Annotated in this window: 17 protein-coding genes and 1 pseudogene; 11 read left to right on the forward strand and 7 right to left on the reverse strand. The window is 59.2% G+C overall.

The window, feature by feature from the left end; all coding sequences use genetic code 11:
* Positions 1-37: 37 nt before the first annotated feature.
* The 3 genes from K5E19_RS13220 (at position 38) to K5E19_RS13230 (ending at position 2720) form a co-directional block, all read left to right on the forward strand.
* Positions 38-808 carry a DeoR/GlpR family DNA-binding transcription regulator gene (locus K5E19_RS13220; RefSeq protein WP_221551611.1) on the forward strand — a complete coding sequence of 257 codons (771 nt, stop codon included), beginning with the start codon at positions 38-40 and terminating at the stop codon, positions 806-808.
* A 63-nt stretch (positions 809-871) separates the two neighbouring features.
* Positions 872-1474, forward strand: a complete 603-nt coding sequence (locus K5E19_RS13225) for an ATP-dependent Clp protease proteolytic subunit (RefSeq protein ID WP_006174169.1) — start codon at positions 872-874, stop codon at positions 1472-1474.
* Between the two features lie 124 nt (positions 1475-1598).
* Positions 1599-2720 (forward strand): cupin domain-containing protein, encoded by a 1122-nt coding sequence (locus tag K5E19_RS13230; RefSeq protein ID WP_221551613.1) that lies wholly within the window; start codon positions 1599-1601, stop codon positions 2718-2720.
* 495 nt (positions 2721-3215) lie between these two features.
* On the opposite strand, the gene K5E19_RS13235 is transcribed toward K5E19_RS13230, so the two are convergent.
* Complete coding sequence (locus tag K5E19_RS13235; protein ID WP_221551615.1) at positions 3216-4634, reverse strand: PLP-dependent aminotransferase family protein; 1419 nt, start codon at positions 4632-4634, stop codon at positions 3216-3218.
* 175 nt (positions 4635-4809) lie between these two features.
* Between K5E19_RS13235 and K5E19_RS13240 the strand changes: the two genes are divergently transcribed.
* Positions 4810-4971, forward strand: a complete 162-nt coding sequence (locus K5E19_RS13240) for a DUF1127 domain-containing protein (protein WP_013095422.1) — start codon at positions 4810-4812, stop codon at positions 4969-4971.
* Between the two features lie 57 nt (positions 4972-5028).
* On the opposite strand, the gene K5E19_RS13245 is transcribed toward K5E19_RS13240, so the two are convergent.
* Positions 5029-6417, reverse strand: coding sequence for a PLP-dependent aminotransferase family protein (locus K5E19_RS13245; RefSeq protein ID WP_221551617.1), 1389 nt, complete (start codon positions 6415-6417; stop codon positions 5029-5031).
* Between the two features lie 101 nt (positions 6418-6518).
* Between K5E19_RS13245 and K5E19_RS13250 the strand changes: the two genes are divergently transcribed.
* On the forward strand, positions 6519-6998 hold the full coding sequence (locus K5E19_RS13250; RefSeq protein ID WP_014882392.1) for a carboxymuconolactone decarboxylase family protein: 480 nt from the start codon (positions 6519-6521) through the stop codon (positions 6996-6998).
* Here the strand turns inward: K5E19_RS13250 and K5E19_RS13255 are convergent.
* A complete protein-coding gene (locus K5E19_RS13255; RefSeq protein ID WP_221551619.1) occupies positions 6985-7887 on the reverse strand; it encodes a LysR family transcriptional regulator in 903 nt (300 codons plus the stop codon). The genes K5E19_RS13250 and K5E19_RS13255 overlap by 14 nt on opposite strands.
* A gap of 100 nt (positions 7888-7987) precedes the next feature.
* Here K5E19_RS13255 and K5E19_RS13260 point away from each other — a divergent pair, with 100 nt between their 5' ends.
* A complete protein-coding gene (locus K5E19_RS13260) occupies positions 7988-9403 on the forward strand; it encodes an aldehyde dehydrogenase family protein (RefSeq protein ID WP_221551621.1) in 1416 nt (471 codons plus the stop codon).
* 50 nt (positions 9404-9453) lie between these two features.
* Here K5E19_RS13260 and K5E19_RS13265 read toward each other — a convergent pair whose 3' ends face one another.
* Both K5E19_RS13265 and K5E19_RS13270 read right to left on the reverse strand, forming a co-directional pair.
* The gene (locus K5E19_RS13265) at positions 9454-9975 is read right to left on the reverse strand and encodes a GNAT family N-acetyltransferase (protein WP_221551622.1); all 522 of its coding nucleotides are present in this window, start codon (positions 9973-9975) and stop codon (positions 9454-9456) included.
* A gap of 3 nt (positions 9976-9978) precedes the next feature.
* Positions 9979-10248, reverse strand: a complete 270-nt coding sequence (locus tag K5E19_RS13270) for a DUF1778 domain-containing protein (protein ID WP_221551623.1) — start codon at positions 10246-10248, stop codon at positions 9979-9981.
* A 216-nt stretch (positions 10249-10464) separates the two neighbouring features.
* Here K5E19_RS13270 and K5E19_RS13275 point away from each other — a divergent pair, with 216 nt between their 5' ends.
* Complete coding sequence (locus tag K5E19_RS13275; RefSeq protein ID WP_221551624.1) at positions 10465-10788, forward strand: antibiotic biosynthesis monooxygenase; 324 nt, start codon at positions 10465-10467, stop codon at positions 10786-10788.
* A gap of 297 nt (positions 10789-11085) precedes the next feature.
* Here the strand turns inward: K5E19_RS13275 and K5E19_RS24380 are convergent.
* Positions 11086-11175, reverse strand: a pseudogene (locus K5E19_RS24380) (hypothetical protein); the annotation flags it as partial.
* On the opposite strand from K5E19_RS24380, the gene K5E19_RS13285 reads away from it, so the two are divergent.
* From K5E19_RS13285 to K5E19_RS13300, 4 genes are all read left to right on the forward strand, one after another.
* Positions 11151-11846, forward strand: coding sequence for a helix-turn-helix transcriptional regulator (locus K5E19_RS13285; RefSeq protein ID WP_221551626.1), 696 nt, complete (start codon positions 11151-11153; stop codon positions 11844-11846). The pseudogene K5E19_RS24380 and the gene K5E19_RS13285 sit on opposite strands and share 25 nt — an antisense overlap.
* A gap of 150 nt (positions 11847-11996) precedes the next feature.
* On the forward strand, positions 11997-12467 hold the full coding sequence (locus K5E19_RS13290) for a MarR family winged helix-turn-helix transcriptional regulator (RefSeq protein ID WP_221551627.1): 471 nt from the start codon (positions 11997-11999) through the stop codon (positions 12465-12467).
* Positions 12464-13531, forward strand: coding sequence for an HlyD family secretion protein (locus tag K5E19_RS13295; RefSeq protein ID WP_155739950.1), 1068 nt, complete (start codon positions 12464-12466; stop codon positions 13529-13531). Before K5E19_RS13290 ends, K5E19_RS13295 begins: the two co-directional genes overlap by 4 nt.
* A 4-nt stretch (positions 13532-13535) precedes the next feature.
* Positions 13536-14612: a DUF2955 domain-containing protein gene (locus tag K5E19_RS13300; protein WP_119935694.1), complete on the forward strand. Its 1077-nt coding sequence runs from the start codon at positions 13536-13538 to the stop codon at positions 14610-14612.
* On the opposite strand, the gene K5E19_RS13305 is transcribed toward K5E19_RS13300, so the two are convergent.
* Positions 14609-15880 (reverse strand): DUF445 domain-containing protein, encoded by a 1272-nt coding sequence (locus tag K5E19_RS13305; RefSeq protein ID WP_221551628.1) that lies wholly within the window; start codon positions 15878-15880, stop codon positions 14609-14611. The two genes, K5E19_RS13300 and K5E19_RS13305, sit on opposite strands and share 4 nt — an antisense overlap.
* Between the last annotated feature and the right edge of the window lie 40 nt (positions 15881-15920).

The following is a 15920-nucleotide window of genomic DNA, read 5'->3' on the forward strand; positions in this document are numbered from 1 at the left end:
CATTGATACTCGATTAGACTTTTACCAGGGACTTCTTATGCTCGATTATGCTGCTTTTCCGGAGCAACGACAAGCCAGGATCCGCCAGATCCTTCAGAAGAGCGGAAGGGTGGTGTGCGCTGAACTGGCGAGCCAGATGAACGTTTCCGAGCACACCATTCGCCGGGATTTACATGAACTTAGCAAAGAGGGCTATTGTAAAAAGGTCTACGGCGGCGCGGTGCTTCAGCTGCCGGATGCGGGGAATTTTTTCAGCCGCGAACAGAAAATAAGTGCAGAAAAGAACACAATCGCGCAGAAAGCAGCAGCCCTGGTTAAGCCTGGCGGCTGTATTTTTATCGACGCGGGCACGACTAACCTGGCGCTGGCGAAAGCCCTCCTGGCGGATCTCCGCGTCACGGTGGTCACCAACTCCCCGGCGATTGCCGCGGAGCTGCTGCATCATCCGCTGTGTGAGGTGATCATCACCGGCGGGCAGATCCAGCGGACGTCCGGCGGAACGGTAGATGCCACGGCGGCAAGCCAGATCCAGGGGATTATCTTCGATCAGGCGTTTATCGGCGGCTGCGCGATGGATCCGGAGATGGGGCTTACCGGGTTTGATTTTGCCGACTGCGCGTTCAAAAAAGTTGCGATCGCCCAGAGTAACCAGACCATCGTGGCCCTGACCGCCGACAAGCTTCCCGGCGTGGCGCGCTATGTGGTGGCGAAGAGCCGCGACATCGATGTGCTGGTGGTGGCAGAGGGGATTGAAAAGAGCGTTCTCGACGCGTTTGCGGCGCAGGAGGTTCGCATTGTGTGCGCCTGAGGACTTTCGGCGGTAAAACAGGCTACACTCTGGTTTTGAGCGCGACAAGCTGAGGAAATAACAATGCACTACACACTGAAAGAAAGCGACAAGGAAAAAGCGGAAGGGTCAAACGGCGCGGGCGCTCTGCAGCAAAAACTGCTGGAGTCCCGTTCGATTGTGATCTCCGGTGAGATCAACCAGGAGCTGGCGCAGAAGGTCATCACCCAGATGATCCTGCTGCAAAGCGTCAGCAACGATCCGATCAAGCTGTACATCAACAGCCAGGGCGGCCACGTGGAAGCGGGCGATACCATCCACGACTTCATCAAGTTCATTCGTCCGGAAGTGCACGTCATCGGCACCGGCTGGGTGGCGAGTGCCGGGATCACCATCTTCCTGGCGGCGAAGAAAGAGCACCGCTACTCGCTGCCAAATACCCGCTTCATGATCCACCAGCCGCTGGGCGGCGTGCGCGGTCAGGCAACGGATATTGAGATCGAAGCGCGCGAGATCATCCGCATGCTGGATCGCGTGAACAAGCTGATCGCCGACGCCACCGGCCAGCCGCTGGAAAAAGTGAAAAAAGACACCGACCGCAACTTCTGGATGTCTCCGGCAGAAGCGCTGGACTATGGCATCGTAGGCAAGATGATTACTCATTATGACGAGCTGAAGCTGGATTAAGTTTTCGCGGCGTGTTTGAGTCGGGTGATACCCGACCTACACGCCCTCGTTTGACCCATGACAAGTTCCCCCTCTGCCTTCTTGCCTATAATCGCGCCTGTTTCCCCTCTCACTGGTGCTACCCATGGCGTATCAACTGAACCTGAACTGGCCGGAATTTCTCGAAAAATACTGGCAAAAAAAACCCGTAGTGCTGAAAAATGCCTTCCCGAATTTTGTCGACCCGATTACCCCGGACGAGCTGGCAGGTCTGGCGATGGAGCCGGAAGTCGATAGCCGCCTGGTGAGCCATTTCAACGGTAAATGGCAGGCCAGCAATGGTCCGTTTGAGCACTTTGACGATCTGGGCGAAACCGGCTGGTCGCTGCTGGCGCAGGCGGTGAACCACTGGCATATGCCCGCGGCGGAGCTGGTGCGTCCGTTCCGCGTCCTGCCGGACTGGCGTCTGGATGACCTGATGATCTCCTTCTCCGTGCCGGGCGGCGGCGTGGGTCCGCATATCGATCAGTACGACGTGTTTATCATTCAGGGGATGGGCAGCCGCCGCTGGCGCGTGGGCGACAAGCTGCCGATGCGTCAGTTCTGCCCGCATCCGGCGCTGCTGCATGTGGACCCATTTGAGCCGATCATCGACGAAGATCTGGCCCCGGGCGATATTCTCTACATTCCGCCTGGATTCCCGCACGACGGCTTTACCCATGAGACGGCGCTCAACTACTCCGTCGGTTTCCGCGGGCCGAACGGTCGCGATCTGATCAGCAGCTTCGCCGATTACGCGCTGGAAAACGATCTGGGCGGCGAGCACTACAGCGATCCGGATCTGACCTGTCGCGAACACCCGGGCCGCGTGGAGCAGTACGAACTCGATCGTCTTCGTCAGATGATGTTCGACATGATTAGCAAGCCGGATGATTTCACAAAATGGTTCGGCAGCTTTGTCTCCACCCCGCGCCACGAGCTGGATATCGCCACTGCTGAGCCGCCGTACGCGCCGGAAGAGGTGCTGGACGCGCTGCAGGGCGGCGAAACGCTGTCCCGCCTGAGCGGCCTGCGTGTGCTGAACGTCAACGGCAGCTTCTTCATCAACAGCGAACAGCTGGAGACGGTAGACGCGAAGGCGGCGGATGCGCTGTGCCGCTACACCGAACTCGGCCAGGCCGAGCTTGGCGATGCGCTGAATAACCCGGCGTTTGTCGAAGAGCTCACCGGGCTGATTAACCAGGGGTACTGGTACTTCGACGAGTAGTGCGGCACGGTTTTCTCCCTCTCCCTGTGGGCTGAGGGATCCCCAGTAATGATTAAACAGAAGCAATAACGTTGTTTCAGAAAGATTGAAGACTTACAGCGACGCCCTGGTCCGGCTGTAAATCGCTGAGGCGTTTCCTGCAGGCCGGGGCGAGGCGCAGGGATGCGCCGAGAGGGCGGGCTTTACAGGGACGTTACCTCCGCCCGTACCCGATAAGCCGGAAGGAATAAGCCGAGGGCACCGCGAAGCGGCGATTTACCGCCGGGAGCCCGGGTCGCCAGGGTGGTGGCGACTGAGCCACCCTGGCACGTTCACCGGTCATGTCGTTACAGAGTAGCAAGGAACATAAATTGAACGGAATGACCACCAGAGCTGTATATTCCCCCTCACCCCAGCCCTCTCCCTCAAGGGAGAGGGGGTCGTCCGTGCTGGCATTATTTTGTGGGGATTCCTCAGCCCTGTGGGAGAGGGGCGGGGTGAGGGCACCAGGCCGCGCTAGCCCTCCTCCATCGCAATCACAATCGCCTCACCCATCTTCTTCAACGCCTCGCGATTTTTCTCCGTCGGCGGCAGCGCCACGTTGATCCGCAAGCAGTTACGGTACTTCCCGGAGGCGGAAAACAGCGACCCGGCCGCGGCCTGGATCTTCAGCCGACACAGCTGCTTGCTGACGCACACCATATCGACCTTCTCCGGCAGCTCAATCCACAGCAGGAAGCTGCCCTGCGGGCGCGTGACGCAAATCTCTGCCGGAAAATACTGCCGCACCCAGCAGGTGTAGGTTTCCATATTCTGCTGATAAATCTGGCGCATACGGCGCACGTGGCGATGGTAATGGCCGTCGCGAATAAACGCCGCCACCGCCATCTGCGTGCCCGGAACGTTAAACCCGCCCGCGGCGTATTTCATGTGCATCACCCGGTCGTAATAGCGCCCCGGCACAATCCAGCCGACACGCAGGCCCGGCGCCACGGTTTTGGTAAACGAGCTGCAGAGGATCACGCGGCCGTCGATATCCATCGAGTGGATGGTGCGCGGGCGCGGGTACTCCGCCGCCAGCTCGCCGTAAATGTCATCCTCCACGATCACGATATCGTGCCGCTGGGCCAGGGCTAAAACCTGCTTTTTCCGCGCTTCCGGCATGATAAACCCGAGCGGGTTATTGCAGTTGGGCACCAGGATCACCGCCTTGATCGGCCACTGTTCCAGCGCCAGCTCTAACGCCTCGATGCTGATGCCGGTCTCGGGATCGGTAGGAATTTCAATCGCCTTGATGTCAAACCCGCGCAGCATCTGCATGGTGCCGTGAAACGACGGTGACTCTACCGCCACGATATCCCCCGGCTTGCACACCGAGAGCAGGGCGATCGACAGCGCGCCGTGACAGCCGTTGGTAATGACAATCTCGTTCGCTGCCACGGTGGAGCCGCCGTCCAGCATCAGGCGGGCGATCTGCTCGCGCAGCTCCAGACGGCCGTCGAGCACGTCATAGCTCAGCATTTCACCCGGATTATGCTGCGCAATGCGGCTCATCTCGCGCCACAGGGGCTTCAGGCTCGGCTGATTCACGTCCGGCGAGCCGCCGCCGAAGGAGATCATCTCTTTGTCGGCGCGGGCGTCCAGCAGCATCATCACCTCATCCCACTGGGTGACGTCCACGGGGCGCTGCACCGGGCGCGTCATGGCCGGAACCGGCGGCTGGGCTTTGCGCTGCGAAACAAAATAGCCGGAGCGCGGCTGAGGGGTGATCAACTGGAGGTTTTCGAGGATCTGATAGGCCTGCTGTATGGTGCTGATACTCACGCCGTGCTCCTGGCTCAGCGCGCGTACCGACGGCAGACGTTCGCCGCTGCGATACAGCCCTTGTTCAATACGTTCTGCCAGAAGGTTGGCGAGATGTTGATAGCGCGTCATGCTGTATCCTTTGTTTTCACCATACAGATTGTAAAACCAGTACAGATTGCCGTAAAAATTGGCATGCAGATACTGTTTTAGCGGATCTGTATGTTAAACAAAAGTTGTTTTTGAGTCTGTATTGCATGGGCTGATTTCCAGGATGATACCCCACTGGCACAGTGAGGAGAGCATCATGGAATTCTATGAGAATCGTTCAAAACGTCCGTTTATTGTCTTCGTCTGGATCGGCAAAACGATCTGCAACTGGTATCGCATCAACCGTACCCGCCGCATTCTGAGCCAGATGAGCGACGAGCAGCTCAAGGACGTTGGGTTGTCGCGGTATGATGTGTAGGCGAAGATAAACCGTGGATCGTAGGCCGGGTAAGGCGCAGCCGCCACCCGGCGATTTTCAGCTCAACAGCGCAAGCGTCTGCCGCTTCGGCCTTTCCAGCAAATCCAGCGCCTCCTGATACGACCGCACGTTGTTATAGCCCATCACCAGCCCGTAGCGTTTGCCCGACCCGCGATACCACTCTGAAAGCGCATTCACCTGTAACTGCTGTTCCTGCCAGCAGCGCGCCACTTCCCGGTCACCGCTTCCTCTGGTCAGGAACGCCACGATATGCATCCCGCCGTCGTTTTGCTCGGTGAAAAACAGATCGCCATACACCTCGCGCAGGGCGGCAATCATCCAGTCGCGGCGGGTCTGATACAGCGCACGCATCTTTTTCAAATGACGGAAAAAATGCCCTTCGTTGAGAAACGCGGTGAGGATCTTTTGCGTCAGCACCGGCTGGCCGCTGGTGGTAATGTCCGCGCAGTCGGTAAAGGCCCCGACAGTGCTGGCGGGCATCACCACGTAGCCCATGCGCAGCGACGGCATGATGGTTTTACTGAAGGTGCCCATAAAAATTACCCGGTCGTGCTGGTCGAGGCTTTTCAGAGACGGCAGCACCTTGCGGGTGTAGTGAAACTCCCCGTCGTAATCGTCTTCGATAATCCACGCCTCGTTCTGACTGGCCCAGTCGAGCAGCTGCTGCTTGCGCGGCAGCGAGAGGGTGACCGCCAGCGGGCTCTGGTGCGACGGGGTGACGATGGCAAAACGTGCATCGCGATGGTGACGGAGCAGGTAGTCCGTGTCGATACCTGAACGGTCGACCGGCACCGTGTGCAGGCGCGGCACGATCCGCTTGAGCAGCTGCTGGCCCATAAAATAGCCCGGATCTTCAAACACCACCTTGTCGCTGCGGCTGGCAAGGGTGTCGAGGATCAGCCGCAGGCTGCCGCTGTAGCCGCTGGTGATCAGCACCTGCTCGGCGCTGCAGGACAGCCCGCGTGAGATATTGAGATAGCTGGCGATGGCCTGGCGCAGCGGATACCAGCCCAGAACGGGCGGATTGAGCATCTCCTCCTGACGCATGGCGCGCGTCGCCTGGCCCGCCAGCAGCAGCCATTTTTTATACGGGAAGCTGTCGAGGGCAGGGATGCCGGGACGCAGAAACCCCGCCCGCTCGCGCTGGCTGATGAGCGATGCCGGGAGCGCGCCGGTGGGCTGTTCCGCAGGGGCAGTGTTATCCGGCAACAGTAAATCCGGGTTAACCCGCGTGCCGCGCGCGCCCTGGCTCACCAGATACCCCTCACCCGTCAGAATGGCGTACGCCGTTTCGACGGTTTTACGCGCCACCTTCAGCTCTTCCGCCAGCACGCGGATGGCGGGCACCTTATCGCCCGGCTTCAGCACGCCGCGCGTGATATTGTCGCGATAGCGGGAATAAATCTCGTGATAGCCCGGCTTCATGTCCTACCTCGTTTCACGCGTTTTGTATCTTTTTACTATGTCATGAACGGCGTAGATTTGCCGCATCGCATGACATATGCCGCACAAAAAGAGGAAAGACAATGAGCACTCGCGTTAACCACCATAAAGTTACACCTGCCCTTGCCAACGCGCTGTCTGCCCTGAGCATGGAGGTGGCAAAAACCTCCATCGACCCGGCGCTGAAGCACCTGATCGACATTCGCGTATCGCAGCTGAACGGCTGTACCTTCTGCCTGGATATGCACTCGAAAGAGGCCAAAATCGCCGGCGAGCGCGAGCTGCGCCTGTACCATCTGGCGGCCTGGCGCGAGTCCCCGCTGTTCAGCGCCCGCGAGAAAGCCGCGCTGGCCTTCACCGAAGCGCTGACCCAGATTGGCGTTCACGGGGTAAGCGACGCGCTGTACCGCAGCGTGGCGGAGCACTTCTCGGACGTGGAGATTTCAGAGCTGAACTTCGCCATCGTGGCGATCAACGCCTGGAACCGTCTGGGGATCACCTCCCGCATGGCGCCCGGCTCGCTGGACGCGGCTTACGGGCTGAATAAGGCTAACCTGGAATAATCCCGCGCTCGCGGATCATCGCCACCAGCGCCCGTAGCCCTGGCGGAACGTGGCGATGGCCGGGGTAATACAGGCGCAGCCCGGCAAAGGGCTGCGCCCAGTCGTCTAAGACGCTCACCAGTTCTCCACGCTCAAGCTCTTCCCGGATATACAGTTCCGGCAAAAATCCCACCCCTAATCCCGCTTTCACGGCGCGGATCGAGGCAAAAAGATCGGACGTCGCAAAGCGCGGCGGCACGGCAAGGACGTACGTTTCCCCCCGACGCGCCAGCTCCCAGCGGTAGATCCCGCCGTGGGCCATGCGCATGCCGATCCCCTGATGTGAAAGCAGATCGTCCGGCGTCTGCGGAATGCCGTGACGTGCAAAATAGTCCGGCGTGCCGGTCACCAGTTGGCGGATCTCTCCGGTTAGCGGCACGGCAATCATGTCCTGCGGCACGGACTCCTCAAGGCGGATCCCCGCGTCAAAGCCTTCCGCGACGATGTCGATCATTCGCGCTTCGCTGACGGTCTCTACGCGCATCTTCGGGTAGCGGATCATAAAGTCGATCAGCAGCTGGTCCAGAAACAGGGCGCCGATATGATTCGGCACGTTCAGACGCAGAGTGCCGGTAAGTTCCCCGGTGTCGCTGTGGATCTCCTCGCTGGCGAGACGGATCTCCTGCAGGGCCGGGCCGATACGCGCCACGTAGCGCTGTCCGGCGTCGGTGAGCGCCACGCTGCGGGTGGTGCGGTTAAAGAGGCGGGTATCAAGGCGGCTCTCCAGCCCGGCGATGGCGTTGCTGACCGCCGTGGCGGACATGCCCAGCTCCTGCGCCGCGGCGCGAAAGCTGCCGCGCCGCACGACGGCCATCACTACTTCCAGCTCTGTCAGACCTGAACGATGCATAGATTATCCTGAAAATCGAAACAACCCTTGCAGCATAGCGTGGATTATCGCAACGGAGAAGCCGTGCCAGACTGTGCTCACACAGCCTGAGGAGGTTTATATGCACACCATCGAACAGATTTTTATTAACGGCGAATTTGTTACCCCGCACGGTACCGAGTGGTTTGATTTGTACAACCCGGCGACGGCGAAGGTCATCGGCCAGGTTCGTCTGGCGGATGAGGTTGACGCAGAGCGCGCCGTTGCGGCGGCAAAAGCGGCGTTTCCGGCGTGGTCGCAGACCACAAAGCAGGAACGCATCGCGGCGCTAAAACGTATGCACGCCGCCGTGGCCGCTCGTCACGACGATCTGCTCGACGCGATCGTTGAAGAGTACGGCGCGCCCGCCTCACGATCGGCGTGGATGGCCAGCTATCCGGCGGAGGTGATTGCTCAGGCCATTGAGGCGCTGGAGGCGTTTGAGTTCGTCACTCCCGCAGGCGCGGCCACGGTGCAGATGACGCCGCTTGGGGTGGCCGGGCTTATCACGCCGTGGAACAGCGACGCGGGGTTTATCTGCGGCAAGCTGGCGGCCGCGCTGGCGGCGGGCTGTACGGCTGTCATCAAGCCGAGCGAAATGAGCGCCCTGCAAACCCGGATTGTCACCGAAGCACTGCGCGATGCCGCGCTGCCGCCGGGCGTGTTTAACATCGTCACCGGGCGCGGCGAGACGGTAGGTGAAACCATTAGCCGCCATCCGGACGTGGCAAAAATCTCGTTTACCGGCTCCACGAATACCGGCAAAGCGATCCTGCGCAACGCGGCGGAGAGCTTTAAGCGCGTGACGCTGGAGTTAGGCGGTAAGTCGCCGACGATCCTGCTGGATGATGTGGATCTGGCGCAGGCGATCCCGCTGGTGATTCAGGCCGGGTTTATGAACAGCGGGCAGGCGTGTGTGGCCGGAACGCGCATTCTGGTGCCGCAGGCGCGTAAGGCGGAGATCGAAACCGCGCTGGCGCAGGCCGTGGCGGCGGTGAAATCCGGCGACCCGCGCGATAGCGCGACGGACGTCGGCCCGATGGTCAGTGAAAAGCAGTGGCAGCGGGTGCAGGGCTATATCCGTAAAGGCATCGAAGAGGGGGCGCGTCTGCTGGCGGGTGGAGAAGGGAGACCGGACGGGACGCGAGACGGCTGGTTTGTGCGCCCGACGCTGTTTGCCGACGTGAACAACCGGATGGCGGTTGCCCGTGACGAGATTTTTGGCCCGGTGCTGTGCGTCATTCCCTATCGTGACGAGGCGGAGGCCGTCGCCATTGCCAATGACACAGAATACGGGCTGAGCGCGATGGTGCTGGGCGGCGATGCGGACCGCGCGCGACGCGTGGCGCAGCAGATTGTTTCCGGTCGCGTGCTGGTGAACACCCTCGCCCATGAACCGAAAGCGCCGTTCGGCGGGTTTAAGCACTCCGGCGTGGGGCGCGAGATGGGCGAGTGGGGGATTAGGGCATTTATGGAGCCGAGGTCGATTCTGGGTTAAGACCGCTGAAGGTAAAGCACGCCCCGCTAGCCGGGGCGTTACGTGCTGGATCACTCTTCAAACACGCTCTCAAAGGTTTTCGTCGGTAAGAACAGCGTGCATTCATTCTCGGCCAGGAGCGGTATGAACCCCATTTTGAGGTAAAAATCTTTGGCTTTATGGCTGAGTGCTTCAACAAACAGGCCGTGAATGCCGACGGCAAAGGAGGCCAGATAAACGGTCTTCATGGCATGAATAACGAGTAATTCTCCATAGCCTTGCCCCTGAATACGTTTATCAATCGCCAGACGGCCAAGGGTGACGCTCGGCACATTTTTATAAGGAATACGTTTTTGCTGACTTTTTGAGGGCAGGTAAGCCTTTTCAAAACAGCTTCCGGAGAGCGTGTAATAGCCCAGAATACGCGGTTTTGGCTCTCGTGTGGTGAGGACATAACCCCGCAAAAACTTTCCACGATGCTGGCGTTTCAGGTGCTCCGTCAGGAAAGTGTTAAGGCTCTCTTCTCCGCAGTCGAACTGGCTTAGGTCATACTCAACGTCTTCTGAAAAAATCCCTATCTTCACGTCGTTCACGTTTTACTCCATATCCAGGAGACGCTTAGCCGCTCGCTTCAGGCGGTTATTTGGCGCAGGCGGATTGCTGATAGCATCCATCACCGTATTCCAGGATGCTTCGCTAAGGACCAGACGGCGGTGCTGGTCAATGACCTCTGCTGCGCGTTCAGAGGCTGTGCTGACCATAAATTGAGAAATCGACTGGTTTGTCATCGCCGCCGCTTCTTCGATCATGTTTTTGTCATCTTCGGTTAACCGGAGATCGATGCGCTGTTTCTTCAGTGCTGACATGGTTTCATTCTCAGACTTTATTCGGGCTTAACGCCTCGTTTCATAGGTAAAAATAATGTACGGTATTTATCCGTACATTAATCATAAGTGTGTCCTCACCGGAATTCAACGAGAAGTTGAGCGTAGCGCCATCTGGCACAACGCTTCGCTCCCTACCGAAGTATTGTGCTTTTTCATCCTGCATCCTCTCCGCATCCTCACAACGGAGATACACCCATGATTGCAGTCATTTTCGAAGCCAAAGCCGCGCCTGCCCATCAGGTGCGCTATCTTCAGCTTGCCGCAGAGCTTAAGCCTTTGCTGGCCGACATCGACGGCTTTATCGATATCGAACGGTTCCAGAGCCTGACGACCGACGGCAAAATCCTGTCCCTTTCCTGGTGGCGGGATGAAGAGGCCGTCCGCCGCTGGAAGCAGAACGTCTTCCATCTGGCCGCTCAGGCCGAAGGGCGGGAGTCGATTTTTTCTTTCTACCGTATTCGGGTAGCACAGCTGGTGCGGGAGTACAGTTCCGAAACCGGAGGGCACGAGGATGTATGACGTTCATGTGATTTTTAGCGATATCCCCGGTGAACTGGCGCGCTTTGGACAGCTGCTGGGGCACAACGGCGTGGGGCTGGAAGGCGGTGGCGTATTTGGCACGAATGCCCACTTCCTGGTGGAAGAGGGGGAAAAAGCCCACCGGGTGCTGGTGGAAGCCGGGTTCAACGTGCAGGCCGTACGCAAGCCGGTAATCAGAAAACTGAAACAGGAGCGGCCCGGCGAGCTGGGCGAGCTAGCGGCCGCGCTGGCCGCAAAGGGCGTGTCTATCCTGACCCAGTACAGCGACCATGCGAATCACCTTATTCTGCTGACGGATAATGATAAGCTGGCCGCAAAGATCACCAAACCCTGGGCGACGAATGTTAAAGACGAGCTTACCCCCTGATAACAGCGCGGCGCTGGAGCAGGCCATTGCGGCGGTGGCGGCGGCTATAGCCGATCCGTCGCGCGTGAAGATGCTGTGCGCGCTGATGGACGGGCGGGCATGGACCGCCACCGAACTGAGCGCGGCGGCAGACGTTGCGCCGTCGACCGCCAGCGGACATCTCGCCCGGCTGGTGGAGGGAAAGCTGATCACCTGCCTGTCTCAGGGGCGGCATCGCTACTATCGCCTGGCGGGCCACGACGTGGCGGCGCTGGTCGAGCAGATGATGGGGCTCTCCTGGAGCCGCATCACCCCGCCGGAAACCACCGCGCCGAAAGCCTTGCGTGAAGCGCGGACCTGCTACGACCATCTTGCCGGAACGGTGGCGGTGCAAATCTATGATTTCATGCAGGCAGAAGGCTGGCTGGAGGCCGACGGTTCAGCGCTCACGCCGTATGGCCGCGAGGAGTTTCTGAAGCTCGGTATTCCGCTAACCCCTCATCCCCGTCGCAAGGCCTGCTGCGCCTGTCTGGACTGGAGCGAGCGGCGGTTTCATCTTGGCGGTGAGGCGGGCGCGGCGCTGTTGATTTATCTGGAAAGCAAAGGGTGGATCCAGCGCGTGGCGGGGTACAGGGAGGTGGTGGTGACGGCTTTGGGAAAAAGTGCCGTTCAGAGACTTTTTAGCCGCTAAACTCTGCTGCGGGCTGGTGCCCTCACCCCGACCCTCTCCCACGGGGAGAGGGAGAACATCGTTTTCGCAATTCCTGCGCTTTAACTTCTCGTTTCTTGATACTTATCCTGATAACTATTATCGTGATGGCGTACTACGAGAGGATTTCCCATGAGTGAAGAAGAACTGTTCTGCCGCAGGCCGATGGGTATGCGGATGGCGATGATCGTGCGCCAGTGGCGTGCCGTCATTGACGACGCCATTCTCGATACCGGGTTAACCCAGTCGAGCTGGACGGTGATGATGCAGCTTCATCAGCTCGGGGATAACGTCTCGATGAGCGAGCTGGCGGAGGTGCAGGGCATTGAACTGCCGCCGCTGATGCGCACCCTGACACAGCTGGAAAAGCAGGGTTACCTGCTGCGCACCGTATCGCCTTATGACAAGCGCATCCGGCTTCTGACGCTGACGCCTGAGGGAAAAGCCATATTAAAAAGGCTCACTCAGGTGATTGAGACGTATCAGGCGCGCGTATCGCAAAACATCGCGCCGGAACATATCGACATTTTCAGCGCCACGCTGAATCAAATCGCCTGCAATTTGCGGTCAATCCGCGAAGAAGATAACAAGACCGAAAAATAATGACTCCTGAACAAAAGTTTGCCCGCTGGGTAAGGGTAAGTATTGCCTCTTTCCTGCTGATGTTTGTCTACTTTATCGTCGCGGATATCTGGATCCCGCTGACGCCGGACTCCACCGTGATGCGCGTGGTGACGCCGGTTTCTCCGCGCGTCTCCGGCTATGTGGCGGCGGTACATGTCCACAACAACAGCCAGGTGAAGAAAGGCGATCTGCTGTTTGAGCTCGACGACACGCCGTTTCGCAATAAAGTGGAAGCGGCGCAAATCGCGCTTGAGCAGGCACGCCTGTCCAACGACCAGTTGGACGCGCAGATCGCCGCCGCGCAGGCCAGCCTGAAAACCGCCGTGCTGACCGCGCGTAACGATAAAGTCACCTTCGACCGCTACCAGAAGCTGAGCACGCTGCAGAACGTTTCGCAGGCGGATCTGGATAAGGTTCGCACCACCTGGCAGAGCAGCGAGCAGTCCGTCAGCTCCATTCAGGCCAACATCCATAACCTGCGCATTCAGCGCGGCGAGCGGGACGAGCACCGCAACGTGACGCTGCAAAAATACCGCAACGCGCTGGATGACGCGGAACTCAACCTCGGCTGGACGAAGGTCTACGCCCAGGCGGACGGCACGGTCAGTAACCTGCAGTTAAGCCCGGGCTTTTACGCTTCGTCCGGCTCCGCCGCGCTGGCGCTGGTGAATAACCAGACCGATATCGTCGCCGATTTCCGCGAGAAGAGCCTGCGCCACACCCATCAGGGCACCGACGCCGCCGTGGTGTTTGACGCCTTCCCGGGGCACGTTTTCCGCGCCCACGTGACCAGCAGCGACGCGGGGATACTGGCAGGTCAGGAGGCCGTGAACGGTCAGCTGTCCGAGCCGGAAACCTCTAACCGCTGGGTGCGCGATGCCCAACGCATGCGCATCCACGTGGCGCTGGACGAAGAATTGCCGAAGCATCTGCCGACCGGCGCACGCGCGACCGTGCAGCTCTACAACAGCGAGGGGCCGTTTGCGCGCTTCTTCTCCGGGATGCAGATCCACCTGGTGAGCCTGCTTCACTATGTTTATTAGTTCGATGTCTATTAGCACCCTGGCGCGGGTCTTTACCCCGCACGGCAACATTGTCTACACGGCAAACGACTTTCGCCAGACCCTGCGTATCGTCTTTGCCGGGATGATTGCGCTGAGCATCTCCAGCTTTTACAACACCAGCTACGGCGTGTTTTTTGTGGTCTATCCGATCATGCTCCTGTCGCTGGTGCCGGTCTTTAACCGCCACGTGGCGAAGCAGTTTATTTTCAGCGCCGCGCTAAACTGCGTCGAAATGATCTTCATTATCGGCTATCTGTCGCAATGGCCGGTCATCATGACGCTGGTGGTGTTTGCCCTGTACGTGATGCGCTTTCGCTTTATGAGCAAGGGGCCGCTGTTCCTGTTTGGCTCAATGGGCGTGGTGTGCCAGAGCGTGATGCTCAACTTTATGAGCTACCCCACCACCAACTGGCACACGCTGCTGTTTTCCAACATCGAAGCGAGCGTGATGGCGGTGTGCCTGAGCGCGCTGATGAACTACCTCCTGCCGGACGTGGAGCCCCGCAAGCCGCCACCGCTGATTGAGAAAGACGACGCCCGCGTGCGCCACGAGTCGCTGCTCTCCGGCACCGTCGCGACGCTGATATTCGTGGTGTTTCAGATTAGCGACTTAAGCGATTCGCTTTCGGCGCTGATGGCGGGGATTTTGATTCTGTTCCCGATGCACTATCGCGGTTCGGTGATGAGCTCTATCTGGCGCGTAGTCGGCGTGGTGCTGGGCTGCCTCTACATTCTGGTGGTGCAGCTGATCCTCTACGATCACAGCAGCCATATGCTATTAATGATGCCGCTGATTGGCCTCGGGCTGGCGTTTGGCGCGCGCCTGCACGTGATGGAAAAGGTGGGCGCGGGCGTGGGGTTCTCCAGCATCACCACCATCGGTATTATGTTCGGGCAGAACATGCATCCGGACACTGACCTGGTGTTCAGCGATCTCTACCGCATCACCTCCGTCACCTTTTCGCTGGTCGCAACGCTGACGATGGTCTTCCTGGTGCACCTGATTCTCAACCGCTTCGAGGCGACGCGCTACGTCATCGCGCCGCCCAAAGTAGATTAATGCCCCAGCACGGCAGGCAGCTGCGAGAGTAAAAACAGAATCAGGCCAATCGTCCCGCCGACCAGCGTGCCGTTGACGCGGATGAACTGCAGATCTTTACCGATGTTAAGCTCAATCTGGCGGGACATGTCTTTGGCGTCCCAGCTTTTGACCGTGTCGCTGATGTGGCGGGTCAGAAACGCCGCGAAATCCGGTGCGAGGCGGTGTGCGGCCTGCTCCAGATGCTCGTTCAGCGACGCCCGCAGGCTGGCGTCGTTAGACAGCGTTTCGCCAAACCACAGCCCGGCGTTGGCGATGCGTTGCTTCACTCGCGAGTCTTCGCTTTGCATATCTGCCTTCAGCCACTGGCGCAGGTCAGCCCACATCTCTCCCAGATAGCGGTTAAACGCCTCATCGTTTTTCAGGTAGTGCTTGATGTTGTCGGCTTTCGCCGCCATTTCCGGATCGTTTTTCAGGTTGTCGATAAGCTTCAGCGTGGCGCGGTCGAACGCCTGGCGGATCTGGTGCGTGCTATCGTGGCTGATATCGTCCAGCAGCGCGTTCACCGCGTTCGACACCATCTCCGCGCTTTGATCGCCCAGCCACTCGGTGGGCAGCACCATCGCCTTGCGCGGGTGTTCGGTCTTCAGCCAGTGGACAATTTGATCGGCAATAAAGTCCCGCGTGCTCTCCCGCTGAATCAGGGTAATCAGACGGTTAATGATCGCATCCAGCAGCACCTGGTGGCGGTTGTTTTTGGTCATGCTCTCCAGCATCACGGCGCTGGTTTCAGTGAAATCGACCTTGTCGATGGCCTTATGCACCGCCCGTTTGAGCAGACGCTGAATGCGTCCGTCGTCGGTGAGTTCGAGAAAACCGCTCATCACCTGCATCAAATGCAGCCCGACGCGCTGGGCGTTGTCGGGCTTGCTGAACCAGGCGCCGATCATCTGGGCAGGTTCATAGCGGCGGATCAACGCCACCAGCGATTGCGTGTCGAGAAACTTCTCCTGTACAAACTGGCCGAGATTGTCGCCGATTCGGTCTTTATTGCGTGGGATAATCGCGGTATGGCGCGAGATAAACGGAATCGGCACCCGGCGAAACAGCGCAACTACGGCAAACCAGTCTGCCAGCGCGCCGACCATCGCCGCCTCGGCAATGGCCTTCACGCCGCGCACCCAGAAGGTCTGCGGCAGGAACAGGGTGGTGATAAAGGCCGCGGCGGCAATCAGCAGCAGCGACAGCGCCAGCAGCTTGGCGCGTTTGAGTTCAGCTATTTTTTCCATGGGTTAAGGATAGAGGGAAGCAGGGGGAATGTGCAAAGGT

This window comes from Enterobacter sp. RIT637 (assembly GCF_019718755.1).
Lineage (GTDB): Bacteria > Pseudomonadota > Gammaproteobacteria > Enterobacterales > Enterobacteriaceae > Enterobacter.

What these genes read in the sequence shown, in the direction of transcription:
- K5E19_RS13220 (WP_221551611.1), top strand. Translation starts at nt 38, where the DNA reads ATGCTCGATTATGCTGCTTTTCCGGAGCAACGACAAGCCAGGATCCGC.
- K5E19_RS13225 (WP_006174169.1), top strand. Translation starts at nt 872, where the DNA reads ATGCACTACACACTGAAAGAAAGCGACAAGGAAAAAGCGGAAGGGTCA.
- K5E19_RS13230 (WP_221551613.1), top strand. Translation starts at nt 1,599, where the DNA reads ATGGCGTATCAACTGAACCTGAACTGGCCGGAATTTCTCGAAAAATAC.
- K5E19_RS13235 (WP_221551615.1), bottom strand. Translation starts at nt 4,634, where the DNA reads ATGACGCGCTATCAACATCTCGCCAACCTTCTGGCAGAACGTATTGAA.
- K5E19_RS13240 (WP_013095422.1), top strand. Translation starts at nt 4,810, where the DNA reads ATGGAATTCTATGAGAATCGTTCAAAACGTCCGTTTATTGTCTTCGTC.
- K5E19_RS13245 (WP_221551617.1), bottom strand. Translation starts at nt 6,417, where the DNA reads ATGAAGCCGGGCTATCACGAGATTTATTCCCGCTATCGCGACAATATC.
- K5E19_RS13250 (WP_014882392.1), top strand. Translation starts at nt 6,519, where the DNA reads ATGAGCACTCGCGTTAACCACCATAAAGTTACACCTGCCCTTGCCAAC.
- K5E19_RS13255 (WP_221551619.1), bottom strand. Translation starts at nt 7,887, where the DNA reads ATGCATCGTTCAGGTCTGACAGAGCTGGAAGTAGTGATGGCCGTCGTG.
- K5E19_RS13260 (WP_221551621.1), top strand. Translation starts at nt 7,988, where the DNA reads ATGCACACCATCGAACAGATTTTTATTAACGGCGAATTTGTTACCCCG.
- K5E19_RS13270 (WP_221551623.1), bottom strand. Translation starts at nt 10,248, where the DNA reads ATGTCAGCACTGAAGAAACAGCGCATCGATCTCCGGTTAACCGAAGAT.
- K5E19_RS13275 (WP_221551624.1), top strand. Translation starts at nt 10,465, where the DNA reads ATGATTGCAGTCATTTTCGAAGCCAAAGCCGCGCCTGCCCATCAGGTG.
- K5E19_RS13285 (WP_221551626.1), top strand. Translation starts at nt 11,151, where the DNA reads ATGTTAAAGACGAGCTTACCCCCTGATAACAGCGCGGCGCTGGAGCAG.
- K5E19_RS13290 (WP_221551627.1), top strand. Translation starts at nt 11,997, where the DNA reads ATGAGTGAAGAAGAACTGTTCTGCCGCAGGCCGATGGGTATGCGGATG.
- K5E19_RS13300 (WP_119935694.1), top strand. Translation starts at nt 13,536, where the DNA reads ATGTCTATTAGCACCCTGGCGCGGGTCTTTACCCCGCACGGCAACATT.
- K5E19_RS13305 (WP_221551628.1), bottom strand. Translation starts at nt 15,880, where the DNA reads ATGGAAAAAATAGCTGAACTCAAACGCGCCAAGCTGCTGGCGCTGTCG.